Source organism: Streptomyces sp. 142MFCol3.1 (assembly GCF_000424945.1).
In the GTDB taxonomy this organism is placed as follows: Bacteria; Actinomycetota; Actinomycetes; order Streptomycetales; family Streptomycetaceae; genus Streptomyces; species Streptomyces siamensis.
In genome coordinates this window covers 504,023-528,540 of the sequence record NZ_AUKV01000001.1, presented here as the reverse complement: position 1 = coordinate 528,540, position 24,518 = coordinate 504,023, and the positions used below count along the sequence as shown (strand labels likewise).

The window sequence follows — 24,518 nt, the reverse complement described above, 5'->3', positions numbered from 1 at the left end:
ATGCATGACGAACGCCGCCGCATCGAGGAGCGCGTCGAGCGCATCCACGACCAGCGCATCAAGCCCGCGACCTACGCCGCCACCGTCCCCCTCGTGGTGGAGGCCTGGCAGGCCCCGGGGGAGCCGGTCCCCTTCGAGGAGGCCGCGGCCGCCCCGTACGAACCCTTCGCCATGGACACTCCGTGGGGCCCGCCGTGGGGGACGACCTGGTTCCGGATGCGCGGACGGGTGCCGGCCGCGTACGCGGGCAGGCGCGTCGAGGCCGTCATCGACCTCGGGTTCGTGGGCGACTGGCCCGGCAACCAGGCCGAGGCCCTCGTCCACCTCGCCGACGGCACACCGCTGAAGGCGGTCAACCCGCTCAACCAGTACGTCCCCATCGCCCGTCCGGCGGTCGGCGGGGAGCCGGTCGAGTACCTCGTCGAGGCCGCCTCCAACCCCGACATCCTCGCCGGCGACTTCGCCGGCCCGACCCCGCTCGGCGACGTGCTCACCGCGGGCGACACACCGCTGTACACCTTCAGGCGCGCCGACATCGCCGTGCTCGACGAAGACGTCTGGCACCTGGACCTCGACATCCAGGTGCTCCGCGAACTGATGCTGGAGCTCGGCGAGCACGACCCGCGCCGGCACGAGATCATGCACGCGCTCGACAGGGCCCTCGACCTGCTGGACCTGGACGACATCTCCGGCTCGGCGCCCGCCGTGCGCGCGGCCCTGGAGCCGGTGCTGTCGAAGCCCGCCCACGCCAGCGCCCACATCGTCTCCGGCGTCGGCCACGCGCACATCGACTCTGCCTGGCTGTGGCCGATCCGCGAGACCAAGCGCAAGACGTCACGCACCTTCTCCAACGTCACGTCGCTGGCCGACGAGTACGAGGAGTTCGTGTTCGCCTGCTCGCAGGCCCAGCAGTACGAATGGGTGCGCGACAACCAGCCGCACGTGTGGGCCCGCATCCAGGAGTCCGTGAAGAAGGGCCAGTGGGCACCGGTCGGCGGCATGTGGGTCGAGGCCGACGGCAACCTGCCCGGCGGCGAGGCCCTCGCCCGCCAGCTCGTGCACGGCAAGCGGTTCTTCATCGAGCACTTCGGCGTCGAGACCAAGGGCGTGTGGCTGCCGGACTCCTTCGGCTACAACGCCGCCTACCCGCAGCTCGCCAAGCTCGCCGGCAACGAATGGTTCCTCACCCAGAAGATCTCCTGGAACCAGACGAACAAGTTCCCCCACCACACGTTCTGGTGGGAGGGCATCGACGGCACCCGCATCTTCACCCACTTCCCGCCCATCGACACCTACAACGCCCGTTTCAGCGGCGAGGAGATGGCCCTCGCGGTGCGCAACTACCGCGAGAAGGGCGGCGCCACCCGCTCGCTGGCCCCCTTCGGCTGGGGCGACGGCGGTGGCGGCCCCACCCGCGAGATCATGGAGCGGGCCCGCCGGCTGAAGGACCTGGAGGGCTCCGCGAAGGTCGAGGTCGAACACCCCGACGCGTTCTTCGCGAAGGCACGCGCGGAGTACCCGGACGCCCCGGTGTGGGCCGGCGAGCTCTATCTCGAACTGCACCGCGCCACCTACACCTCCCAGGCCCGCACCAAGCAGGGCAACCGGCGCAGCGAGCACCGGCTGCGCGAGGCGGAGCTGTGGGCCACCACGGCCGCCCTGCACGCGCCGGGCTACGCGTACCCGTACGAGGCGTTCGACCGCCTGTGGAAGACGGTGCTGCTGCACCAGTTCCACGACATCCTGCCCGGGTCGTCGATCGCCTGGGTGCACCGCGAGGCCGAGGCCGAGTACGCCCGCGTCGGGCGGGAACTGGAGGAGCTGACGACCGCCGCGATCGCCGCCCTCGGCTCCGGTGGGACGCGCTTCTTCAACACCAGCCCGTACGACCGCGCCGAGGTGGTCCGCACGACGTACGGTGCGCCGGCCTACGTACGGGTGCCGGCCAACGGCAGCGCGCCCCTGGCCGACGCCCGGCCCCCGCAGCCGGTGACGGTGTCCGACCGCGTCCTGGACAACGGGCTGGTCCGGGTCCGGATGGCGGAGGACGGCACACTGTCGTCCGTGCGCGACCTGCGGGCGGACCGCGAGGTCCTCGCGGACCGGGGCAACCTGCTCCGTCTGCACACCGACCTGCCCAACTACTGGGACGCCTGGGACATCGACAAGCACTACAAGAACCGGTACACGGACCTCCTGGAGCCCGACTCGGTCACGGTCGTCGAGGACGACCCGCTGGCCGGGGCGATCCGTGTCACCCGCTCCTTCGGCAAGGGCTCGACGATCACCCAGACGGTCACCGTCCGGGCCGGCAGCCCTCGTGTCGACTTCGAGACGGACATCGACTGGCACGAGAGCGAGAAGATCCTCAAGGCCGCCTTCCCGGTCGACATCCGCGCCCCGCACTCCTCGGCCGAGATCCAGTTCGGCCACGTCCAGCGCCCCACGCACACCAACACGAGCTGGGAGGCAGCCCGCTTCGAGGTGTACGGCCACCGCTGGGTGCACATCGGCGAACCCGGCTACGGCGTCGCGGTCATCAACGACTCGACGTACGGCCACGACGTGTCCCGCACGGTCCGCGAGGACGGGGGCACGACCACCACGGTCCGGCTCAGCCTGGTGCGCGCGCCGCGCGTCCCGGACCCGGGGGCCGACCAGGGCCGCCACCGCTTCACGTACTCCCTGCTGCCCGGGGCGAGCATCGAGGACGCGGTCGCCGAGGGCTACGCCCTCAACCTGCCGCTGCGGCCGGCCGAGGCGCACGGCCCGGCCGAACCCGTCGTCTCCGTCGACGGGGAAGGAGTCACCGTCGAGGCGGTCAAGCTCGCCGACGACGCCTCCGGTGATGTCGTCGTGCGTCTCTACGAGTCCCGGGGCGGCCGCGCCACCGGCACCCTGCGCACCGGGTTCCCGCTCGCCGCGGCCCAGGTGACCGACCTGCTGGAGCGTCCGCTCTCACGCGCGGACACCGACGAGAACGCGGTCCCGCTCACCCTGCGGCCCTTCGAGGTGCTGACGCTGCGGCTGGCCGTGGAGACGAAGTGACGGCATGCGACAGGAATCCGGCCGCGCCGTCGTCACCTCGCTCACGAACCGGCGCACCGATCCCGAGCACGGGGGGGGGGATCACCGCCGAGGTCCTCGACCCCGGCGAGAAGCTGGAGGAGGGCGCGCCGGAACCTCGACGCCCACGTCATCACCTACGAGGCGCTCACCGCCGACCCGGAGGGCACCACCCGCGGCATCTGCGGCTGCCTGGGCGTCCCCTGGGAGCCCGCCATGCCCGACTACGGTGCCCAGGGCCGCGGCCCCTTGCGCCCTCAGCTCGGCGACTGGAGCGGGACCATCAGGTCCGGCCGAGTGCAGCCCGCCCGGGACCGCCGGTCCTTCGGTCGAGCTCCCGCCCGGGCTCAGGCGGTTTGCCGGGGGTCATCCGGAGAACCGAGCAGCGCGGCGCCCGCCCGGGCGAGCGTGGCGGGATGACCGAAGAGGCCGGGCAGCCCTCCGGTGTGCAGGAAGACGGTGCGCCGTCCCGGGGTGATGTCGCCGTCCGCGACGGCCGCGATCAGCCCCGCCATCGCCCGCCCGGTGTAGATCGGGTCGAGGACGATGCCCTCGGTGCGTGCGGCCAGGGTCAGGGCGTTCATCACCGGTTCGCCGGGCGTGTCGTATCCGTCGCCGACCTGGTCGAGCCGCAGCCGCGGGGCCTCGGTGACGCCCCGCGTCCCGGACAGCTCGCCGACCAGTCGCGTCACCGTCCCGGCGGGGTCGGCGACGGCGCCGCAGTGCACACCGAGGACGCGGGAGGACCCGAGGTGCGCGACCAGGCCGGCCATGGTGCCGCCCGAGCCGAGCGCCACCACGACGGTCGCCAGGTCCGGTGCCTGGTCGAGGAGTTCGCGTGCGCACTCGACGTAGCCGCGGGCACCGAGCGCGCTCGATCCGCCGAAGGGGATCAGCGCCGGGACCTCGCCGCGCGCCCGCTCCTGCTCCACCACCGTGCGAGCGCGGGAATCCAGGGGCTCGCCGTCCTCGGCCCAGACGACCGTGGCGCCGAAGAGCCCGTCGAGCGCCAGGTTGCCGGAGGCCGTCCCGCCGGGTGCTCCGGCCAGCACGAGGACGACCCGGAGCCCGAGCCGGGCACCGGCCGCCGCGGTCAGGCGCGCGTGGTTGCTCTGCGGCGCACCCGTGGTGACCAGGGTCGTCGCGCCCGCGGCCAGGGCCGCGCCGCACGTCCACTCCAGCTTGCGGATCTTGTTGCCACCGCCGCCGAGGCCGGTGAGGTCGTCGCGTTTGACCCACAGGTCCCCGGGCCCGAGGCCGAGCGCGCGGGCCAGCCGCGGCGCGGGTTCGAGCGGGGTGGGCCAAGTGCCCAGCGGGGCGCGTGGTGAGGTGTCGTCCTCGGTGTGTGTCGTCATCGCCACGAGCCTTTCCGTTCCGGTGTCGCGGCGAGAGTAACCCGTGACCTGCCCGGACCGTCGGCTCGGGCCGTCGTACGGACGGCGGTGGGCCGCCCGGATGTCCGGGCGGCCCACCTGTCTCTCCTGCTCGTTGTCCTGGCGGTCCGTCAGCCGGTGAAGCCCGCGGTGATGGAGGTGAACTGCCAGGTGCTCTGGCTGATGCCGGAGCAGTTGCTCACCACGCCGCCGCCGGGGCAGGGCCGGTCACGGTTGACCGCCCAGAAGGCGAGCCGGGCGATGTGGTGGGAGTTCGCCCAGTCGCGGATCTGCGTCCAGATCGCCGGGGTGGTGTTCTCCTGCTGGTCGGACAGGCCGTTCATGCCGGAGATGCCGATGTGCGAGTAGGCCGTCGCGTCGTCCCAGCCGAAGGTCGACTTCAGCTTGGCCTTCAGCCCCTCCGTGGCGTTCACCGTGTTCCCGTACATGTCGGAGCCGCCGCCGAAGTCGAACGGCATGATCGTGAAGACGTCGATGCCCGCGTTCAGGGACTGTGCCTGCTCGATGAGACGGTTGCCGTAGTACGTCGGGCCGGTCGTCGAGGTGCCGAAGGTGACGATGGTCTTCAGGCCGGGGTTGTTGGCCTTGACCGTCTTCAGCGCGGTCAGGATCTTCGCCTGCACGGCCTCGTTCTCGAACTCGTCCGTGTTCTCGATGTCCATGTCGATCGCCTTGAGGCTGTAGGCGTCGATCACCTTCTGCAGCGCTCCGGCCAGCGCGCTCGCCGAGGAGCAGTTGGCGCCGAGCTTGCTGCCCTGCCAGCCGCCGAACGAGGGGACTATGTCACCGCCCGCGGAGCGGATCTGGTTGATGGCGGTCTGGTCGACGCCGCCGGTCAGCGCTCGGTTGCCGTCCCAGGCGGGGTTGCAGCCGCCCGAGTCGAGCACGAACGCCATCGTGAACCACTTGACGCCGGTCGCGTTCATGACCGTGGTCGGGCTCGGCGGGTCGCCCCAGCCTTCGAACAGGTACGGTGCCGCCTGCTTGAAGCCGGTGCCGCCGCCACCGCCCGCGTTCGTCGTCACCGACACGGCGTTGGACGCCGGGGAGGTGTTGCCGGCCGCGTCCCGCGCCTTGACGGTGAAGGTGTAGGCGGTGCTCGGGGAGAGTCCGCCGACGGTGGCGCTGGTGCCGGACACGCTGAGTACCTGGTTCGAGCCGCTGTAGACGTCGTAGCCGCTCACGCCGACGTTGTCGCTCGACGCGCCCCACGACAGGGACACGCTCGACGAGGTCTTGCCGGTGGAGGTCAGGTTCGTGGGGGCGGTAGGAGCCTGGGTGTCGGAGCCACCGCCGCCGCCCGGCCCGTCCAGGCTGATGTCGTCGGCGTAGTAGGTGCCCTGCGCGTACCAGCCGTGCACGTAGATCTTGGCGCTGGTCTGCGAGGCGCCGGTCGTGAAGGACACGGTCAGCTTGCTGTAGGCCGAGGGGGACGTCGTCCAGGTGGAGGCGCCGCCGTCCACGCCGAGGTACACATAGCTCCCGCGCACCCAGCCCGAGAGGCTGTACGTCGTGTTCGGCTGGACCGACACGGTCTGGGTGCACTGGGCGTTGTCACTGGCGCTCACCGCTCCCGCGAGGGCCTTGGTGCCGCCGTGCACGGGGCTGGAGACGACGGAGCCCAGGTTGCCGGAGCAGGTCCAGGGGGAGAGGCTTCCGGTCTCGAAGCCCGGGTTGGACAGGATGTTGGCGGCCTGCGCCGTGCCGGGGAGGGCGACCGCCCCGGCCAGGGCCAGCGCGGCGGTGCCGAGCAGGGCCAGGAAGCGATGTCTGGAACGTCTGAGGTTTGCGATGCGCACGCGATCTCCCTGAAGAAATGGGGGTGTTCGGGAGTGCCGAGAGGTGCGCAACCAAGTTGGTATGGACCAATCTCGCTGTCAAGACGCTGCGCGAGAATTGGTCCAGACCGGCAGGTGCGAAGGGGTGTGACGGGGAGGGAGGAGGGAGGCTAGGCGGGCTGGATGGCCGCCGTCGCGGGCGCGGCGGCCGACGCGGACGGGCCGCCGGGGGAGGGAGCCGCAGGCTCCGTGGCCGGCGCCGGCATGGCGGGCAGCGACGCCGCGGACGACTCGGTCCGCTGCTGTGGCAGCGACACCGGACGCACCGCACGGGGCCCCGAGACCACCGTGTAGTCCTTCCCGAGGGACGCCGGAACCACCTCGCCCGTCTCCTCGCCGAGGGCCAGCCGCACCGCGGCCCAGGGAGCGTTGATCCCGCACAGCGCCAGCTGGTGCAGACCCCCCGCCGGGCGCGTGTTCACGTCCATCAGGACCGGCTGGTCCCCCAACATGCGGAACTGGATGTTCGACAGGTAGTGCAGTCCGAACGCCTCCGCGAGCAGCCGCGCGGGCTCGGTCCACGACGGGTGCAGCGTGAAGCCGCGGCGCCGACCGTTCTTGGTGCGGCCCACCGCCATACGGACCCGCCCGTCCGGTGCGGTCAGACAGTCGACGGACACCTCGGGCTGCTCCAGCCGCGGCATCACCAGCCAGTCCACGGGCTCCTCCGCCTCGCGCAGCGCCGCCACGACCAGGTCCAGCGGCACGAAGGGGCCCGGGAAACCATTGAGGTGCATGAGCGAGAAGGGAGCCCGCGTGATGACGCGGAAGCCCACTCCGCCCGCTCCGACCGCCGGCTTGAAACAGGCCTTGTGCCCCGCGGCCTCCAGCGTCTCGACGGCCGTGAGGAGCTCCTCCTCGGTGCGCACCCGCCACCACGGCGGCACCGGCACACCCACCGCCTGCACGGCCTGGTAGGCGGTGGCCTTGTCCTGGAAGACGGCCACCGCCTCGGGTGGCGGGGCCAGCAGAGCCGTACCGAGCGCGGCGAACTCGGCGCGCTGGGCCACGATCGCGGCCTGGTGCAGCACCGGCACGAACACGTCTATGGAGTGACGCGCGCACTGGTTCAGGGCGTACTCGACGTAGGCGCGCGGGGACAGGCCCTCGGGCTCCAGTTCGGCGGTGTCGGCGGCGGCCAGCACGGGGGAGTCCGGGTCGCCGTGGGTGGCATGGATCTCGACCGGGCGGCCCTGCGGATTACTGCGCAGCTGATCCATGAAGAACACGTTCTCCGCGTACGTGCGGTTGAGCCAGACGCGTACGCGGAAACCCATGCAGGCCGCCTTTCGGGGGTTCGCGGGCACGGCGGAGCGGGCCGTGCCCGGCCAGGGGAGAGGGAGGAACACCAAGCCGCCGTACGCCAAGAATGGTTCGTGGCAGCCGTGTTGGGGCGATCATAGGGGGCGTGCACCCCCCGTACGGCTACGGGCGTGTTACGGATTTCCCGGGTGTCGTGTCCGGGCATCCTTGTCCCGTGCCGGGCGTATGTGTTCTTGTGTTGCCATTCGTCTTCTACGGGGGTGCGGAGAGTGCGGTCGATGGACGCCGGGCACGGGAATCTGCTGGCCATCAGCGATCTGCACATCGGATATCCCGAGAACCGCGCCCTGGTCGAGAAGATGCACCCGGAGAGCGACGAGGACTGGCTGCTGGTCGCCGGTGACGTCGGAGAGATCGTCGGCGACATCCGGTGGGCCCTTCAGACCCTCGCCGCCCGCTTCTCCAAGGTGATCTGGGTGCCCGGCAACCACGAGCTGTGGACCCATCCGAAGGATCCCGTACAGCTGCGCGGCGTCGCCCGCTACAACCATCTGGTCGCCGTCTGCCGGGAGTTGGGCGTCATCACCCCCGAGGACCCCTACCCGGTCTGGGAGGGGCCCGGCGGCCCCGTGGTCGTCGCTCCGCTCTTCCTGCTCTACGACTACTCGTTCCTGCCGCAGGGCTGCGTGACCAAGGCGCAGGGACTGGCCTACGCCGAGGGAACGGGCGTGATCTGCACCGACGAGCACGTGCTCCACCCCGACCCCTACCCCAGCCGCGACGCCTGGTGCCACGCCCGGGTCGCCGAGACCGAGCGCAGACTCGGCGAACTGCCCGACGACCTGCCGATCGTCCCGGTCAACCACTACCCGCTGGACCGCCATCCGACGGACATCCTGCGCTACCCCGAGTTCGCCATGTGGTGCGGCACCCGGCGGACCGCCGACTGGCACCGCAGGTTCCGTGTGGAGGCCATGGTCTACGGTCATCTCCACATCCCCCGGACCACCTGGCACGAGGGCGTGCGCTTCGAAGAGGTGTCCGTGGGTTATCCCCGAGAATGGCGCAAGCGCCCCGGACAGCCGGGCACGCTGCGCCGCATTCTGCCGATGGAGGTCGGAGCCGGTGATGGAGGAGCTGCTCCCGGAGTCGGCCGTGGCAGTGGAGAGCTACGGTGACGACTGGGCCGAGGGCGCGAGCCTGTACCCCGAGGAGCAGGCGCTGCTGACACGGGCCGTGCAGAAGCGGCGACGGGAGTTCACCGCCGTGCGCGCCTGCGCCCGCCGTGCCATGGAGAAGCTCGGGGTGCCCCCCGCCCCCGTCCTGCCCGGCGAGCGTGGAGCACCCCAGTGGCCCGCCGGCCTGATCGGCAGCATGACCCACTGCGAGGGCTATCGCGCCGCCGCACTCGCCCGCGCCACCGACCTGGCCTCCCTCGGCATAGACGCCGAACCCCATCAGCCGCTCCCGGAGGGCGTCCTGGAGGCAGTGGCCCTGCCCGCGGAGACGGGCCGCCTCGACCGGCTCGCCGGCGAGCACCCCGCGGTCCACTGGGACCGGCTGCTGTTCAGCGCCAAGGAGTCGGTCTACAAGGCGTGGTTCCCGCTCACCGGGAAGTGGCTGGACTTCTCCGAGGCCGACATCGACCTCCTCCCGTACCCCGGCTCGCCGGGCCAGGGCCCCTCGGGCCGCCTGCGCGCCAGGCTGCTGGTCCCCGGCCCCCTGCTGGACGGCCGGCGCGTCGAGGTCTTCGACGGACGCTGGACCGTCCAACGGGGCCTGGTGGGCACGGTCGTCACCGTGCCTCACGCCTGAGCGGGCTCCGGGCACCAGGTCTGCAACAGCCGGAAGAACGCCTCCTCATTGCCCGCGAGACCTGCCGCCGCCAGGGCCCTCTCCGCCTCCGCGAGCACGGCGGGGGGCACCACGGCCGGCCGGCGCCCGTCCGGCGGGCCGTCGAAGGCGGCTCGTACGGTCTGGAGGAGGCGGAGGTAGGCCTGCACGGCGGCGCGTTCGTGATCGGTCAGTACGGCGGTCGGCATCGGACGGCTCTCCCCGGGTCGGCTGGTCGTGTCAGGTGCTGCCTGACTCCAGCTTGCCGTCCGCCACTGACAATCCCGTTTCGGTACGTGGAGGTTCGCCCGCTTAGCGGAGGCGAAACATCACGGAAATCCCTTGTGGGGCGGGGGCCCTGGGCTGGAGAGGAGAGCCCCGGGACCGCCCTCGCGACGGCCGGACGGCGCACCGATCTCGGCCAGGACGCCCCCGAGTTGCTGACCCTGGTGGACGCGCTGCCCGACGCGCCCTCCCGCAGCGCCTTCATCCGCGCCCTGCGGGCCGTCGTCGACCGGCGCGGCCGGGCGGTCACCATGCTCGACCGCTGCTACCTCACGGAGGGCATGCCCACGATGCTGCTCTGGGGCGACCGGGACAGCGTGGTGCCCGTCAGACACGCCCACGGCGCGCACCGGGCCATGCCGGGCAGCCGGCTGGAGGTGTTCGAAGGCGCGGGCCACTTCCCCTTCCACAGCGACCCGGCGCGCTTCCTGGCCCTGATCGAGGAGTTCACCACCACCACGGCCCCCGCGGACTGGAGCCGTGAGCACTGGCGCGAGCTGCTGCGCGCGGGCCGTTCCGGCACGAGTGCGGGCCGGCCGGACACGCCCCGCAACCGCGCGGAGGAGCGGGACCTGCGCGAGGCGAGCGAACGCAGCGCCACGTGAGGTTCCGCCGCCCTGTCCGGCAGTTCCCGCCTGCCCGGCGACGCCGGGAATCGCCGGACGCGCCCTAGCCGGTGCGCTCCCGGACATCGCGCCCCGGACGCCTGGCGGTCCGCCCGCGGGCGGCCGCCACGACCGGGGACTCGCGCAGGGCGATGGACATGCCCACCAGGTCGCGAGGCCCGTCGGTGGACGCGACCTGCGCGGCCGGCCCTCCGGCGGCCTCCGCCGAGTCGATGACCCTGCCCTCCGGATCGGCGGCCCTGGCCCGCACCGCGGCCGTCACCATCACCGCGTCCGCCTCCGCCTGCGCCCGGGCGGGCGGCGATCCCGCCGCCACGGCCGCGGCGTAGGCGTCGGAGCGCACCTCGGAGTCGAAGTAGGGGTACAGGCTCAGCATGCCGTCGTGGATGTCGGACTCCCGCTGTGTGACCTGGAGTTCGGCGGGGGACCACCAGGAGATGCGCACCGCCCGGTCCTCGTCCACGGCGACCGGCTTCAGTTCGCGCCACAGCGGGCCCAGCCTGCGGTACGTCGACCAGGTGTTCCAGCTGTCCCCGATGCGCTGGCAGGCCAGCGGGAGGCAGAAGCCGACCGCGGTGATCTGGGCTCCGGCGGAGGCCAGCACCGGCGCCACGTTGGTGCTCAGGCCGTCCAGGTCGCCGCCGTTCCAGCGGGCGACCACGGCGATGAACTTGGCCGCCGAGTAGGGGATGTTGCACAGCGAGCCGAACGCGATGATCACCAGTCCGGCCCGTAGCCAGCCGTGCACCTGGAGCGCCCAGCGCCAGCACATGACGTTCATCGCGATGCCCGCGGCGGACAGCGCCACGAGGTACAGCACGATCATCTCGCGCAGGAACGGCGTGTTCGCGTAGTAGGTGTCGAAGTCGCGCAGCCGCTCCTGCGGAGCCTCTCCGAGGGCGAAGAGCACGATCAGCGCCGCGCCCACCGTGCTGTATCCGGCGATCCAGCGGCGAGAGAGGCGGCGGGTCACCTCGGGCCGGCCCCCACGCCAGTTGATGATCAGCACCAGACAGGAGGCGCTGAAGGCACTCAGCAGGCAGTAGACCAGTGGCGCCGAGACGTTCGGGATCCCGGTGACCTCGTTGACCTTGCCGATGGTGGGCGGGGCCGCGAAGAGGAACACCAGGCCCGCGAGCGCCAGGAGCACACCGACGGAGCGCAGCAGCGGATCGCGCCAGCCGCGCAGGAGCGCCGGGCCCTTGAAGGCGATGGCGGCACCCATGGCGGCGGCGGGGATGTAGTAGCTGGATCCGTCCATGTTCCGGGACCTTCAGCCCTGCGGTCCGCGATAGCCCAGCGACGCTTCGATGCGGCCGGCCAGACCGTCACGCTGCACGGGCCCGCGCAGGGGTGAACCGGCGAGCCAGGTACGGCACTTGCTGGCAAGAAGGAGGCCGAAACTCTCGGCCTCCTTCTCGTCGTCCATGTCGAAGCGGGTGCGCGCGGCCACCTTCAGGACGGTCTCCTGGAGGTCGGCGCCGTCGGTCAGCAGACGGGCTGCGACGGCCGCGCCCTCGACGTGGTGGCTGCAGTGCCCGGCCTTCATGTGCCACAGCTCGTGGCCCAGGATGACCAGCTGGTGGTCCGGCGCGGTGCGCTCCTCGATGACGACGAGGTCCTGTTCGGCCATGTCGAGCCAGAGCCCGCTCGCGGTGCCGGGCGGAAAGGCGGCCGTGCGGAACTGGACGGGGCGGCCCCGGCGTCTGCTCATCGCGCCGCACAGCGCCGCGTACAGCTCGGCGGGTTCCGCCGGTGCCGGGAGCGACAGCTCCGCTACCAACTCGCCGCACAGGCGGCGCATTTCCCTTCCGATGCCCACAGCTCTCCCCCGGCTCACGACTCTGGCCGTTTGACGCTCTCCAGGAGCATGTCCAGCCACTCGGCGACCTTGTCCCGGTGCTGGTCGGTGGGCAACTGCGCGGCCCGCCAGGCGATTCCGCGGACGCCGTGGTCCAGGAGCAGCCGCTCCAGCGGGTCGGCGGCGGCCGCCGCGCGTTCGCGGTCGGCGAGTCTTTGCAGGAGCTCCTGCTCCGAGCGCTGCAGGGCGCCCACGAGGGCCTCGGAGTCCTCGGCCGTGAGGAATCCGGCGTGGACCCGGAAGAAGCGCTGGATGGCGTCGCAGTGCTCCATGGTGGGACGCCGGTCGCCGTTGATGAGGGCACCGGCCTGCTGGCGCGACATGCCGGCGCCGTCGGCGATCTCCTGCTGGGTGTAGCGGCGTCCGTTGGGCTTCAGGCGGGTTCGGCGCAGCAGGTCGAGCCGTTGCAGGAAGCGGGCCTGTAGGTCGGGTTCTCCGGCGTGGCGGCCGCTCAGCAGGGCCTTCACCACGGGTTCGGGAACGCCGGAACCGGCGGACAGGCGCTGGATGTCGAAGACCTCGGAGAGCTGCACGCCGAGCCTGTTGGCCAGGTCGCTGACCCGGGTCACGACGGCCTGCAGCAGAACCGTCGCCGTGGCGCCCGGAACCTCGAAGCCATCCGTCACCGACAGATCTCCTACGTCTCTCTACAGGTCGCTCTCAAGAAGGTCAGGAACCATCGGGAGACTAGCTCCTCGGTCGAACTCACATCCAGGTCTCGCCACAACTGTGGCGAGATTCAGCCGTCAACGGTCGCCAAATGCCACGATAGTTGACACGCCTGTGCCCTGGGCAGCAGGATCGGGGCGCCGCGTGAAGGCCGCAGAGGCAAGAGGGGTGACCTCCCGATGGCGTACCAGGCAGGAAGTCAGCGGTCCCAGCCGCGACCTGTCCCCGAGACCGTCGAGGCTCAGGCGTACCTCCAGGACTACGCAGCCCTGCTCGAAGCCGTTCAGTTCCCCTCCGTCGTCTTCGACCACCGCTGGGACGTCGTCCTGTCGAACGCCGCGTTCGAGACACTTTTCGGCGGCGTGGGAGCCCATCCGACGGCCATGCCGGGCGACAACTTCCTCCGTTTCGTGCTGTTCCACCCGGACGCCGGCACTGTTCTCGGCGAGCACGAGTCGAGCTGGTGCCTGCCGATGCTGGCCCACTTCGCCGCCGCCGTGGAGCGGCACGGCCAGGACCGTGGTCTCCAGTCGATCCGCCGGGAGATCGCCCAGGACCCCATCATGGACGCCGCCTTCCGGCACGGGCTGCCCCACTGGATCCGCGCGGTCGGCCCGGACGCCGTCGAGCACGACGGCGCCGTACGTCCCCTGGTGCACCCCGATCCCCGCTGGGGCCGCACGGACTGCCGGATCGTCGACGACACCCCCAAGACCCTCCGGGACATGGGGTACACGCGGATGACCCTGGTCCTGCGGGACGCGGCCCGGTCCATGCCGGGCGGCGGACCGCGCAAGTCCCGCACCACGCGCAACGGCGCGGCGGAACTGCGGGCGGTCTGAGCGCTCAGTCGGCCGGTGTCACGAGCACCAGCGGTACGCCGTCGCACGGCACCAGCCGCAGCCGCTCGAAGTGCGCACTCCGTCCCGCCGCGAGGACGGCCGCGAAGTCCGGTCCCCGGGTGAGGGAGCCGGCGAGGTGGTCGGGGTCGGCGGAGGCGGCGACCCGGCCGCGGGCGTTCACCAAGTGGGCGGGACCCGGGAGCCGTTGGAGCAGCGGCACGACCGCCGCCTCGAAGTGCCGCAGATACACGTCGGCCGCGGCCACCCCCGTGAACCGGCCCTCCACGTGCACGGGGGCGGACAGCGTCAGGCTGTACTCGTCGGAGCACAGGTAGTCGACGTAGGGCCCGGCGACGGCTCGCTGTCCGGTGTCGCGGGGGAGGGCGAACCAGTCCCAGTGCGTGTAGTCGGAGTACGCCGAGTGCCGCGGGTCGAGGTCGAGCAGCAGCGGTCGTACGTCGCCGTCGGGGCCCGTCTGCCACCATTCCAGCCACGCCGGTACGTCGGCGAGCAGCCCGGGCGCCGCGACGAACCCGGCGCCCGACACCAACTCCTGCCGGGCGAGGCGCAGATGGAGGCCCGGGCGCAGTGCCGCCAGGTCGACGGTGGCGGGCCGGTCGCCCCGCGCGGCGACCCGGGTGAGCAGGGCCGCGGTGTCGGCGCGGGTCTCGGCGACCGCCTCGAAGACGGCCTCCAGTGTGGAGCGGACCTGCGCGGCGACGGCCGCCCGCGGTGTCGCGTCAAGCGTCGCCGTGGCGCCGACCTGGCCGGGGCTCCTGCTCATGGGTGCCCTCCAGCGGACGGGGACCGGACGCGGTGCGCGGCATCGCGAGGCGGAGGGCGATGAGCCGCGCCGTCGAGTCCTGGACGCACCGCTCGGCCAGCGCTCTGGCCGATTCGTGGGCCCCATCTTGCACCGCCGAGATTACGGAGCGGTGACGGTCGGCGACTTCTTCACGATATTCGTCGTCCCCGAGCACGAGACAGAGCAGTGCGCCCACATCCGTCTGGAGCGCGACCTGTTCGCGGGTGAGCCGGGCGGACTGCGCGGCGGCGGCGAGCTCGACGTGGAAGCGGCCGTAGACGCGGCTGCGCGCGGCGGCGTCCTCGGCGGACGCGAGCTCCTCCAGGGTGCGCCGCAGCGGCTGGAGGTCGGCCGGTTCGGTGCGCTGCGCGGCGAGCCGGGCCGCCGCCCCCGTCACGGCCGCCCAGTGGTCACCGAGATCGCGCAGCTCCTCGGTGCTCCAGCCGGCCAGCCGGGCCAGCAGCCGCTCCTCGCCGGGGACCTCGGGCAGGGACACGAAGCTGCCGCCGCCGCGGCCCCGGCGCGTGGTGACCAGTCCCTGCTGCCGCAGCGCCATCAGCGCCTCACGCAGGGTGACCGTGGACACGCCGAGCTGTCCGGCCAGCTCCATCTCGCCGGGCAGCTGTTCCCCGTCGGCGAGCAGTCCGAGCTCGATGGCGTCGCCGAGCCTGCGGACCACCGTCTCGACCCGGGCGCGGTTGTCCACGGGTGTGAAGACGGCTCTGCGGACACCGTCGCCCATGTGTTGCTTCACGGCCACCACCTTGTGCGTTGACTCAACCTTTACTCTAAGGGGGTCTTGAGCTTTGAACTATGACTTCATATCTTTCCGGTCAGTGTTTGAACGTGGACATGGACCAGAAAGGTTCCCCACCCATGCAGGGATTGGCGATCCGGCTCCAGGGCCTGCGGAAGGCGTTCGGAGAGACGACCGCCGTGGCCGGAGTCGATCTGGACATCACCGACGGCGAGTTCTTCTCCATGCTCGGGCCGTCCGGTTCGGGCAAGACGACGGTGCTGCGGATGATCGCGGGCTTCGAGACCCCGACCGCCGGCCGCATCGAACTGGCGGGTCAGGAGGTCACCGGCCTCGCCCCCTTCGAGAGGGACGTGCACACCGTCTTCCAGGACTACGCCCTCTTCCCGCACATGACCGTCGAGCAGAACGTCGCCTACGGCCTCAAGGTGCGCAAGGTGCCCAAGCCGGAGCGGCTGGTGCGGGCCCGCAAAGCGCTCGCCGACGTACGGCTCGAAGGGTTCGGCAAGCGACGCCCCGCCCAGCTCTCCGGCGGCCAGCGCCAGCGCGTGGCACTCGCCCGTGCCCTCGTCGGCCGCCCCCGGGTGCTGTTGCTCGACGAGCCGCTCGGCGCCCTCGACCTCAAACTGCGCGAGCAGATGCAGGTCGAACTCAAGGCGATCCAGCGCGAGGTCGGCATCACCTTCGTCTTCGTCACCCACGACCAGGAGGAGGCCCTGACGATGAGCGACCGCATCGCCGTCTTCAACCAGGGCCGTGTCGAACAGGTCGGCACCCCGGCCGAGATCTACGAACGCCCCGCCACCGGCTTCGTCGCGGGCTTCGTCGGCACCTCCAACCTCCTCGAAGGGGCCTCGGCGGAGCAGGTCGTCGGCGCTCCCGGCACCTACAGCATCCGGCCCGAGAAGATCCGGGTCCTCAAGGAGTCCGCCGAAGCCGACGAGCCGGAGCACTCCACCGCCACGGGCACCGTCGTCGAGGTCGTCTACCTGGGCGACTCCACCCGCTTCCTCGTGGACCTCGACGCGGGCGGTCGCCTCACCGCCCTCCAGCAGAACCTGGAGACCTCTTCCGAGGACGTCGCCGCCCTCCGCGGCACCCGGGTCCGGCTCCAGTGGCACCGCCGTCACGCCTTCAAGGTCCCCGACCCCCGCTGACCCCCACGCTCAGTCCCCGTCACGTATGGAGTACGTCGTGCGCCTCACCCGAACCCTCCCCGTAGCCGCCGCCGTCGCGGTGCTCCTCGCGGCCACCGCCTGCGGGTCGTCCGACTCGGGCGGCTCCTCCTCGTCCACCGGACTCAACCCGCCCGACCTGAAGGCGCAGTCGAAGCTCGGCAGGACCGAGGGGCAGGTCAACCTGATCGCCTGGGCCGGCTACGTCGAGGACGGCTCCAACGACCCGAAGGTCGACTGGGTGAGCGACTTCGAGAAACAGACCGGCTGCAAGGTCAACTCCAAGGTCGCGGCCAGCTCCGACGAGATGGTCAAGCTGATGAAGACCGGCCAGTACGACGCCGTGTCCGCCTCCGGCGACGCCTCGCTGCGCCTCATCGCCTCCGGCGACGCGGCCCCCGTCAACACCGGCCTCGTGCCGAACTACAAGAACGTGTTCAGCGGCCTGAAGAACGGCGGCTGGAACTCCGTCGACGGCCAGATGTACGGCATCCCGCACGGCCGGGGCGCCAACCTCCTGATGTACAACACCGAGAAGGTCACGCCCGCTCCGGCCTCCTGGTCCGCCGTCTTCGACGACGCCGCCGCGCACAAGGGCCACGTGACCGCGTACGACTCGCCCATCTACATCGCCGACGCGGCGCTGTACCTGAAGTCGGCCCGGCCCGAACTGAAGATCAAGGACCCGTACGCCCTCGACCAGAAGCAGTTCGACGCGGCCGTCGACCTGCTGAAGAAGCAGAGCGCGAACGTGGGGGAGTACTGGAGCGACTACCTCAAGGAGATCTCCGCGTTCAAGAGCGGGGACTCCGTGATCGGCACGACCTGGCAGGTCATCGCCAACCTCACGCAGGACGAGGGCGCGAAGGTGAAGGCCTTCGTGCCCAAGGAGGGCTCCACGGGCTGGTCCGACACCTGGATGCTCTCCGCCGAGGCCAAGCACCCCAACTGCGCCTACAAGTGGATGGACTGGATCATCTCACCGAAGGTGAACGCCCAGGTCGCCGAGTACTTCGGGGAGGCCCCGGCCAACACGGAGGCGTGTGCCGAGACCAGCGACAAGTCGTTCTGCGACACCTTCCACGCCGCCGACGAGGGCTACTGGAAGAACATCGCCTTCTGGAACACGCCCATCGAGCAGTGCCTCGACGGCCGCACCGACGTCAAGTGCGTCCCGTACGCGAAGTGGGTCCAGGCCTGGACCGAGATCAAGGGCTGAGAGACACCCATGACCTCCACCGCGCAGGCCGCCGGACGGTCCCCCGTCCGGAGGCTCGCCGGGACCCTGCACCGCCGGCCGCGGCTCAGGCTGTCCCTGCTCCTGACCGCGCCCCTGCTCTGGCTCGCCGTGCTCTACCTCGGCTCGCTGGCGGTGCTGTTCGTCTCGGCCTTCTGGACGACCGACTCCTTCACCTCCGAGGTCGTCAAGGTCTGGTCGACCGACAACTTCCACGAACTGTTCACCACGCCGGTCTTCCGGCAGGTGATCCTGCGCAGCGTCGGCGTCGCCCTCGCCGTCACCGCCCTCTGCGCGCTGATCGCCTTCCCGGTCGCCTTCTTCACGGCCCGGATCGCCAGGCCCAGGTGGCGTCCGCTGCTCGTGGTCGCCATCCTCACGCCGCTGTGGGCGAGTTACCTCGTCAAGGTGTACGCCTGGCGGCTGATCCTCTCCCAGGGCGGACTCGCCGACTGGATGCTGGAGCCGTTCGGGCTGAGCGGACCCGGCTTCGGACTTCCCGCGGCGGTCATCGCACTGACCTATCTGTGGCTGCCGTACATGATCCTGCCGATCCACACGGCGCTGGAGCAGCTGCCCGGCAACCTGCTCGACGCGTCGGCGGACCTGGGCGGGCGCCCCGCGCGCACCTTCCGCTCGGTGGTGCTGCCGATGGTGCTGCCGTCCGTGGCCGCGGGCTCGGTCTTCACCTTCTCCCTCAGCCTCGGCGACTACATCACCGTGCAGATCGTCGGCGGCAAGACCCAGCTCATCGGCAACCTCGTCTACTCCAACATCGAACTGAACCTGCCCATGGCCGCCGCGCTCGGCACCGTCCCCGTCGTGGTCATCGTGGTGTACCTGCTCGCGATGCGCCGCACGGGTGCCCTGAGCAGCCTCTGAGGAGCCCGCAGTGCAACTCTCCCGTCCCGCGCGCATCGCGCTGCGCGTCGCCGCCGGGCTCGGCTTCGCGATCATCTACGTGCCGCTCGCCCTCGTCCTGGTCAACTCCTTCAACCCGGACCGCAGCGCGAGCTGGCCCCCGCCCGGCCTCACCACCCACTGGTGGTCGACCGCCTGGCAGAACGAGGGCGCCCGCGCGGCCCTGTGGGTCTCGGTGAAGGCGGGTCTCGGTGCCACCGCCATCGCCCTGATGCTCGGCACGCTGATCGCCTTCGCGGTGGCCCGGCACCGGTTCTTCGGCCGCGACGCGATCTCCTTCGTGGTCGTCCTGCCGATCGCGCTGCCCGGCATCGTCACCGGCATCGCGCTCAACTCGGCCTTCGGCACGGTGCTCGAACCGCTCGGTGTCGGCCTCGGCATGTTCACCGTGATCGTCGGACACGCCACCTTCTGCATCGTGGTCGTCTTCAACAACGTGGTGGCGAGGCTGCGGCGCACCGCGGGATCGTACGAGGAAGCCGCCATGGACCTGGGCGCGAACACCTTCCGTGCCTTCGCGGACGTCACCTTCCCCCTGGTGCGCTCCGCCCTGCTCGCGGGCGGAATGCTCGCCTTCGCGCTCTCCTTCGACGAGATCGTGGTGACGACGTTCACCGCCGGACCCGGCATCGAGACCCTGCCCATCTGGATCTTCAACAACATGACACGGCCTCAGCAGGCCCCGGTCGTCAACGTCGTGGCGGCGGTGCTCGTCCTGCTCTCGGTGGTTCCGATCTACGCGGCGCAGCGGCTGTCGGCCGACACGGCGACCGGGAGCAGGATCTGAGGGTGCCGTGGGGATCCTCTCCACGGCACCCTGTGTGCGCATAGAAGTATGTGACATAGTACTGGTGTGGCCAAGCCATTTACCTGCGATGTCGTGGTCGTCGGAGCCGGAATGGTCGGCGCTGCCTGTGCGCTGTACGCGGCCCGCGCGGGCCTCGACGTCACCGTGGTGGACCGCGGCTCTGTGGCCGGCGGCACGACCGGCGCCGGCGAGGGCAACCTGCTGGTCTCCGACAAGGAGCCCGGACCCGAACTCGATCTCGCCCTGCTGTCCGGGCGGTTGTGGTCCGAGCTCGCCGCGGAGGACGGACTCGGACCGGCGATCGAGTACGAGGCCAAGGGCGGCGTGGTGGTGGCCGCCACGCCCCGGGAACTGGCCGCCCTGGAGGCCCGCGCGGACGGCCAGCGGGCGGCCGGGGTCAGGGCGGACCTGGTCGCGGCGGACCGGCTGCACGACCTGGAACCGTACTTGGCCCCGGACCTGGCGGGCGCCGTGCACTACCCGCAGGACTCCCAGGTGATGCCCGCCCTGGCCGCCGCCCACCTCGTACGCGCCTCGGGAGCGCGACTGCTCACCGGGCGGACCGTGACCGCGGTGCTGCGCGCGCCGGCCGGACCGGTCCGCGGCGTACGGACCGACCGGGGCGACATCCACGCCCCGGCCGTGGTGAACGCGGCCGGGACCTGGGGCGCGGACGTCGCCGGTCTCGCGGGCGCCCCGCTGCCCGTGCTGCCCCGGCGCGGATTCGTCCTCGTCACCGAGCCGTTGCCGCGCCGGGTGCGCCACAAGGTGTACGCGGCCGACTACGTCGCCGACGTGGCCAGTGACTCGGCCGCCCTTCAGACGTCGCCCGTCGTCGAGGGGACGGCGGCGGGGCCGGTCCTGATCGGGGCGAGCCGCGAACGGGCCGGATTCGACCGCTCGTTCTCGCTGCCCGTCGTCCGGGCAGTGGCCGAGGGCGCGACCCGGCTCTTCCCCTTCCTGTCGGAGGTCCGCGCACTGCGGACCTACCTGGGCTTCAGGCCGTACCTGCCGGACCATCTGCCCGCGATCGGCCCCGACCCCCGGGTCCCCGGACTTCTGCACGCCTGCGGGCACGAGGGCGCGGGCATCGGACTCGCCACCGGTACCGGGCAGTTGATCGCGCAGGTCCTGACGGGCGCGCCACCGGGCCTCGATCTCACCTCGTTCCGGCCCGACCGCTTTCCCGAGGAGGCCGCGTGAATCCGCTGCGACGAGCCGGGGCCCGGCCGGGCCCCGCATTCACCGTCACCCTCGACGGCCGGGAGATCGAGGCGCTGCCCGGCCGGACCGTGGCCGCCACGCTGTGGGCGGCGGGCGTCACGTCCTGGCGCACCACACGCGCCGCGGGTCGTCCGCGCGGCGTCTTCTGCGGCATCGGCGTCTGCTTCGACTGCCTGGTCACCGTCAACGGCCGCCCCAACCAGCGGGCGTGCCTGGTCCCGGTGGCACCCGGCGACGAGATCCGTACGCAGGAGGGCACGGGCCACGATGACTGACCACCCCCGCCTCGCCGTCGTCGGCGCCGGCCCGGCGGGCCTCGCCGCGTCCCTGGCCGCGGCCTCCCGCGGCATCCACGTCACCCTGGTCGACTCGGCGGCACGGGCGGGCGGACAGTTCTACCGCCGGCCCGCGGCGGCACTGGGCGCGCTGCGGCCCCAGGCGCTGCACCACGAACGGCACACCTGGGAGAGGCTGCGCGACGGGCTTGCCGCGGCGGACTCCGTCGAGCACCTGCCGGACCGTCATGTGTGGTGCGTGGAACGGCGGTCCGACGACTTCGTGGTGCACGCCCTGCTCGGCCCCGACGAGCGGGAGTCCGAGTCCGTGCGGGCCGACGCCGTGCTCCTCGCCACCGGCGGATACGAGAAGGTCCTGCCCTTCCCGGGCTGGACGCTTCCCGGGGTGGTCACCGCGGGCGGGGCGCAGGCGATGCTCAAGGAGGGACTCGTGGTCCCGGGACGGACCGCCGTCGTCGCCGGGACGGGTCCGCTGCTGCTGCCCGTGGCGACCGGACTGGCCGCGGCGGGCGTCGAGGTGGCCGCGCTCGTCGAGTCCGCCGACCCCAGGGCGTTCGCCCGCCGGGCCGGGGCGCTGGCGGCCCTGCCGGGCAAGGTCGCCGAAGCCGCCGGGTACACCGCCCGCCTCCTGCGGCACCGTGTCGCGCTCATGCCCCGGCACACCGTGGTGGCGGCCCACGGCGAGCGGCGGGTCGAGGCCGTGACCGTCGCCGCGCTCGACGGCGAGGGGCGGGTCGAGGCCGGCACCGAACGGCGCATCCCGTGCGACACGCTCGCCGTCGGGCACGGCATGCTGCCGCACACCGACCTCGCCGAGTCGCTCGGCTGCCGCGTCGAGGGACTGCGGGTGCATGCCGACGACGAGCAGCGCACCGACGTGCCGGGCGTGTGGGCGGCCGGCGAGACCACTGGTGTCGGCGGCTCGGCGCTGGCCCTCGCCGAGGGACACATCGCGGGCCGCTCGATCGCCGCCCGGCTGACCGGCCGGGTGCCCGACCCGCGGGAGTGGGCGCCTGCGGCGAAGTCCCGCAGGCGCCTGCGGGACTTCGCCGCGCTGCTCGACACCCTGTACGCGCCCTCGGCGCACTGGACGGACCAGGTCACCGACGACACCGTCGTGTGCCGTTGCGAGGAGGTCTGCGCCGGGGAGATCCGCGCGGCCGTCGCGGAACTCGGCGCGGGTGACGTCCGGACGGTGAAGCTGCTCACCCGTGCCGGGATGGGCTGGTGCCAGGGCCGGATGTGCGAACCCGCCGTCGCGGGCCTCGCCGGGTGCGAACACACCGCCGCGCGGCGGCTGTTGGCCCGGCCGGTGCCGCTCGGAGTGCTCGCCCGGGCGGGTGAGCCGCAAGAGGTCCGCGGCGGTGAGCCACGGCAGGTCCGCGACGGCGTGCCCGAGAAGGACCGGGGCGGTGAGCCTCGGGAAGCCCCCGGCGGCGAGCCGGGGGTGGACCAGGGCGGGTGAGCCGCCGTCGGCCGGGGCGGGTCGGTCGCCCGAGGGCCGGCCTCGTGCGGAGCTCCGCCGCCCGCCGGGAGTCCGGCGGGTACCGATGAACCGAGTCAGTGATATGTCACACCGTACCGAGAGAGGACCTGTTCATGACCTCCACCGAGAACCGTCCCTGGCGCGGAGTCCTCGTCGCCACCGCGCTCCCGCTGAACGACGACCTCTCCGTGAACTACGCGAAGTTCGCCGACCACTGCGCCTGGCTCGTCGAGAACGGCTGCGACGGCGTCGTACCGAACGGCTCGCTCGGGGAGTACCAGGTACTCACGCCCGAGGAGCGCGCCAAGGTCGTCGAGACCGCCGTCGCGGCGATCGGCGGGGAGCGCGTGATGCCTGGCGTCGCCGCCTACGGCTCCGCCGAGGCACGCCGCTGGGCCGAGCAGGCCAAGGACGCGGGCTGCCGGGCCGTGATGCTGCTGCCGCCGAACGCCTACCGCGCCGACGAGCGGTCCGTCCTCGCCCACTACGAGGCGGTCGCCGGGGCGGGCCTGCCGGTCGTCGCGTACAACAACCCGATCGACACCAAGGTCGACCTGGTGCCCGAACTGCTCGCCAAGCTGTACGCCGCCGGATTCGTCCAGGGCGTCAAGGAGTTCTCCGGAGACGTGCGGCGCGCCTACCGGATCGCCGAACTCGCCCCGGAACTCGATCTGCTGGTCGGGGCCGACGACGTCCTGCTGGAACTCGCCGTCGCCGGGGCGAAGGGCTGGGTGGCCGGCTACCCGAACGCGCTGCCCGCGGCGAGTGTCGAGCTCTACCGCGCGGCCGTCGACGGCGACCTCGACACCGCGGGCCGGCTCTACCGCCTGCTGCACCCGCTGCTGCGCTGGGACTCACGGGTCGAGTTCGTGCAGGCGATCAAACTGTCGATGGACGTCGTCGGCCGCCACGGCGGCCCGGTCCGTCCGCCGCGCGTCCCGCTGCTGCCCGAGCAGGAGGCCGCCGTGCGCTCCGCCACCGAGCAGGCCGTCGCCGCCGGGCTCGTCCGCGCCCACGGCTGAGCCCCCGACCCCCAGGAGAGCCATGCGCAGCACACTCGTCCTGCACGCCGTCGACTCGCACACCGAGGGCATGCCCACCCGGGTGATCACCGGAGGGATCGGCACGGTCCCGGGCGCCACCATGAACGAGCGGCGGCTGTACTTCCGCGAACACCGCGACGACATCAAACAACTCCTGATGAACGAACCCCGGGGTCACTCGGCGATGAGCGGGGCCGTCCTCCAGCCGCCGACCCGTCCCGACTGCGACTACGGCGTGATCTACATCGAGGTCTCGGGCTACCTGCCGATGTGCGGGCACGGCACCATCGGGGTGGCCACCGTGCTCGTGGAGACCGGCATGGTCGAGGTCGTCGAGCCGGTCACGACGATCAGGCTGGACACACCGGCGGGCCTCGTCGTGGCCGAGGTGGCGGTCGAGGACGGCGCGGCCCGCGCGGTCACGCTCAGGAACGTGCCGTCGTTCTCCGTCGGCCTCGACCGCAAGGCCACGCTCGCCGACGGCCGCACGGTGACCTACGACCTCGCGTACGGCGGCAACTTCTACGCGATCCTGCCGCTGGAGCAGTTCGGCCTGCCCTTCGACCGGGCGCGCAAGGACGACATCCTGAAGGCCGGCCTGTCGCTCATGGACGCCATCAACGCAGCGGGCGAACCCGTGCATCCCGAGGACCCGTCCATCCGGGGCTGCCACCACGTCCATCTGTACGCGCCCGGAGCCACCGCCCGCCACTCACGGCACGCGATGGCGATCCACCCCGGCTGGTTCGACCGCTCGCCCTGCGGCACGGGGACCAGCGCGCGCATGGCCCAGTTGCACGCCCGCGGCGAACTCCCGCTGCACACCGAGTTCGTGAACGAGTCCTTCATCGGGACCAGCTTCACCGGACGGCTGCTCGGCACGACCGAGGTCGCAGGGATTCCCGCGGTGCTGCCCAGCTTCACGGGCCGCGCCTGGATCACGGGAACGGCCCAGTACCTGCTCGACCCCACCGACCCCTTCCCGGCGGGCTTCGTCCTGTGAACCGGACCCCTCGCCGTCGCGGCACCCGCCGCCGCGTAGATACTGGGCCGTAGTACGTGACATGGCACCAGCCGGCGGAGGACGCT

General features: G+C 71.9%; 22 protein-coding genes and 1 pseudogene. 14 read left to right on the top strand and 9 right to left on the bottom strand.

Annotation, left to right across the window (positions count from 1 at the left end; translation table 11 throughout):
• Positions 1-3,048 carry an alpha-mannosidase gene (locus H305_RS0102365; protein ID WP_028798991.1) on the top strand — a complete coding sequence of 1,016 codons (3,048 nt, stop codon included), beginning with the start codon at positions 1-3 and terminating at the stop codon, positions 3,046-3,048.
• A gap of 365 nt (positions 3,049-3,413) precedes the next feature.
• Here the strand turns inward: H305_RS0102365 and H305_RS44250 are convergent, their stop codons facing one another.
• The 3 genes from H305_RS44250 to H305_RS0102350 form a co-directional block, all read right to left on the bottom strand.
• Entirely contained in the window at positions 3,414-4,421 is a 1,008-nt protein-coding gene (locus H305_RS44250) for a D-cysteine desulfhydrase family protein (protein ID WP_051370337.1), read from the bottom strand.
• Between the two features lie 149 nt (positions 4,422-4,570).
• The gene (locus H305_RS0102355) at positions 4,571-6,259 is read right to left on the bottom strand and encodes a carbohydrate binding domain-containing protein (protein WP_420708001.1); all 1,689 of its coding nucleotides are present in this window, start codon (positions 6,257-6,259) and stop codon (positions 4,571-4,573) included.
• Between the two features lie 149 nt (positions 6,260-6,408).
• Entirely contained in the window at positions 6,409-7,575 is a 1,167-nt protein-coding gene (locus tag H305_RS0102350) for an ATP-grasp domain-containing protein (RefSeq protein ID WP_028798989.1), read from the bottom strand.
• 264 nt (positions 7,576-7,839) lie between these two features.
• Between H305_RS0102350 and H305_RS0102345 the strand changes: the two genes are divergently transcribed.
• Together H305_RS0102345 and H305_RS0102340 are read left to right on the top strand one after the other, a co-directional pair.
• Positions 7,840-8,739, top strand: a complete 900-nt coding sequence (locus H305_RS0102345; protein WP_037762013.1) for a metallophosphoesterase family protein — start codon at positions 7,840-7,842, stop codon at positions 8,737-8,739.
• Positions 8,687-9,376 carry a 4'-phosphopantetheinyl transferase family protein gene (locus tag H305_RS0102340; RefSeq protein ID WP_028798987.1) on the top strand — a complete coding sequence of 230 codons (690 nt, stop codon included), beginning with the start codon at positions 8,687-8,689 and terminating at the stop codon, positions 9,374-9,376. Before H305_RS0102345 ends, H305_RS0102340 begins: the two co-directional genes overlap by 53 nt.
• Here H305_RS0102340 and H305_RS0102335 read toward each other — a convergent pair.
• Positions 9,367-9,603 carry a hypothetical protein gene (locus H305_RS0102335; RefSeq protein ID WP_028799016.1) on the bottom strand — a complete coding sequence of 79 codons (237 nt, stop codon included), beginning with the start codon at positions 9,601-9,603 and terminating at the stop codon, positions 9,367-9,369. The two genes, H305_RS0102340 and H305_RS0102335, sit on opposite strands and share 10 nt — an antisense overlap.
• Before the next feature lie 201 nt (positions 9,604-9,804).
• Between H305_RS0102335 and H305_RS44245 the strand changes: the two are divergent.
• Positions 9,805-10,284, top strand: a pseudogene (locus H305_RS44245) (alpha/beta fold hydrolase); the annotation flags it as partial.
• Between the two features lie 64 nt (positions 10,285-10,348).
• Here the strand turns inward: H305_RS44245 and H305_RS0102325 are convergent.
• Genes H305_RS0102325 through H305_RS0102315 form a run of 3 tightly spaced genes read right to left on the bottom strand, consistent with a single transcriptional unit; the run spans position 10,349 to position 12,792 of the window.
• Positions 10,349-11,566, bottom strand: coding sequence for an MAB_1171c family putative transporter (locus H305_RS0102325; RefSeq protein WP_028798986.1), 1,218 nt, complete (start codon positions 11,564-11,566; stop codon positions 10,349-10,351).
• 12 nt (positions 11,567-11,578) lie between these two features.
• Positions 11,579-12,109, bottom strand: a complete 531-nt coding sequence (locus tag H305_RS0102320) for a hypothetical protein (RefSeq protein WP_028798985.1) — start codon at positions 12,107-12,109, stop codon at positions 11,579-11,581.
• Between the two features lie 32 nt (positions 12,110-12,141).
• Entirely contained in the window at positions 12,142-12,792 is a 651-nt protein-coding gene (locus H305_RS0102315; RefSeq protein WP_028798984.1) for a helix-turn-helix domain-containing protein, read from the bottom strand.
• Positions 12,793-13,014: 222 nt separating this feature from the next.
• Between H305_RS0102315 and H305_RS0102310 the strand changes: the two genes are divergently transcribed.
• Positions 13,015-13,677 (top strand): hypothetical protein, encoded by a 663-nt coding sequence (locus tag H305_RS0102310; protein ID WP_028798983.1) that lies wholly within the window; start codon positions 13,015-13,017, stop codon positions 13,675-13,677.
• 4 nt (positions 13,678-13,681) lie between these two features.
• Here the strand turns inward: H305_RS0102310 and H305_RS0102305 are convergent, their stop codons facing one another.
• Together H305_RS0102305 and H305_RS44240 are read right to left on the bottom strand one after the other, a co-directional pair.
• On the bottom strand, positions 13,682-14,461 hold the full coding sequence (locus tag H305_RS0102305) for a cache domain-containing protein (protein ID WP_028798982.1): 780 nt from the start codon (positions 14,459-14,461) through the stop codon (positions 13,682-13,684).
• Positions 14,418-15,224, bottom strand: a complete 807-nt coding sequence (locus H305_RS44240; RefSeq protein ID WP_051370324.1) for a FadR/GntR family transcriptional regulator — start codon at positions 15,222-15,224, stop codon at positions 14,418-14,420. The genes H305_RS0102305 and H305_RS44240 overlap by 44 nt, the downstream gene beginning before the upstream one ends.
• Before the next feature lie 134 nt (positions 15,225-15,358).
• Here H305_RS44240 and H305_RS0102295 point away from each other — a divergent pair, with 134 nt between their 5' ends.
• The 9 genes from H305_RS0102295 (at position 15,359) to H305_RS0102255 (ending at position 24,432) form a co-directional block, all read left to right on the top strand.
• Entirely contained in the window at positions 15,359-16,396 is a 1,038-nt protein-coding gene (locus H305_RS0102295) for an ABC transporter ATP-binding protein (RefSeq protein WP_028798981.1), read from the top strand.
• Between the two features lie 37 nt (positions 16,397-16,433).
• A complete protein-coding gene (locus tag H305_RS0102290) occupies positions 16,434-17,633 on the top strand; it encodes an ABC transporter substrate-binding protein (RefSeq protein WP_028798980.1) in 1,200 nt (399 codons plus the stop codon).
• A 9-nt stretch (positions 17,634-17,642) separates the two neighbouring features.
• The gene (locus H305_RS0102285; RefSeq protein WP_028798979.1) at positions 17,643-18,533 is read left to right on the top strand and encodes an ABC transporter permease; all 891 of its coding nucleotides are present in this window, start codon (positions 17,643-17,645) and stop codon (positions 18,531-18,533) included.
• Positions 18,534-18,543: 10 nt separating this feature from the next.
• Entirely contained in the window at positions 18,544-19,359 is an 816-nt protein-coding gene (locus H305_RS0102280) for an ABC transporter permease (protein ID WP_028798978.1), read from the top strand.
• A gap of 66 nt (positions 19,360-19,425) precedes the next feature.
• Positions 19,426-20,583 carry an NAD(P)/FAD-dependent oxidoreductase gene (locus H305_RS0102275; RefSeq protein WP_028798977.1) on the top strand — a complete coding sequence of 386 codons (1,158 nt, stop codon included), beginning with the start codon at positions 19,426-19,428 and terminating at the stop codon, positions 20,581-20,583.
• Positions 20,580-20,879 (top strand): (2Fe-2S)-binding protein, encoded by a 300-nt coding sequence (locus tag H305_RS0102270; RefSeq protein WP_028798976.1) that lies wholly within the window; start codon positions 20,580-20,582, stop codon positions 20,877-20,879. Before H305_RS0102275 ends, H305_RS0102270 begins: the two co-directional genes overlap by 4 nt.
• Positions 20,872-22,365 (top strand): NAD(P)/FAD-dependent oxidoreductase, encoded by a 1,494-nt coding sequence (locus H305_RS44235; RefSeq protein WP_078628832.1) that lies wholly within the window; start codon positions 20,872-20,874, stop codon positions 22,363-22,365. The genes H305_RS0102270 and H305_RS44235 overlap by 8 nt, the downstream gene beginning before the upstream one ends.
• Positions 22,366-22,499: 134 nt before the next feature.
• Positions 22,500-23,408, top strand: coding sequence for a dihydrodipicolinate synthase family protein (locus tag H305_RS0102260; RefSeq protein ID WP_028798975.1), 909 nt, complete (start codon positions 22,500-22,502; stop codon positions 23,406-23,408).
• Positions 23,409-23,430: 22 nt separating this feature from the next.
• The gene (locus H305_RS0102255) at positions 23,431-24,432 is read left to right on the top strand and encodes a proline racemase family protein (protein WP_028798974.1); all 1,002 of its coding nucleotides are present in this window, start codon (positions 23,431-23,433) and stop codon (positions 24,430-24,432) included.
• The last annotated feature ends 86 nt before the right edge of the window (positions 24,433-24,518 follow it).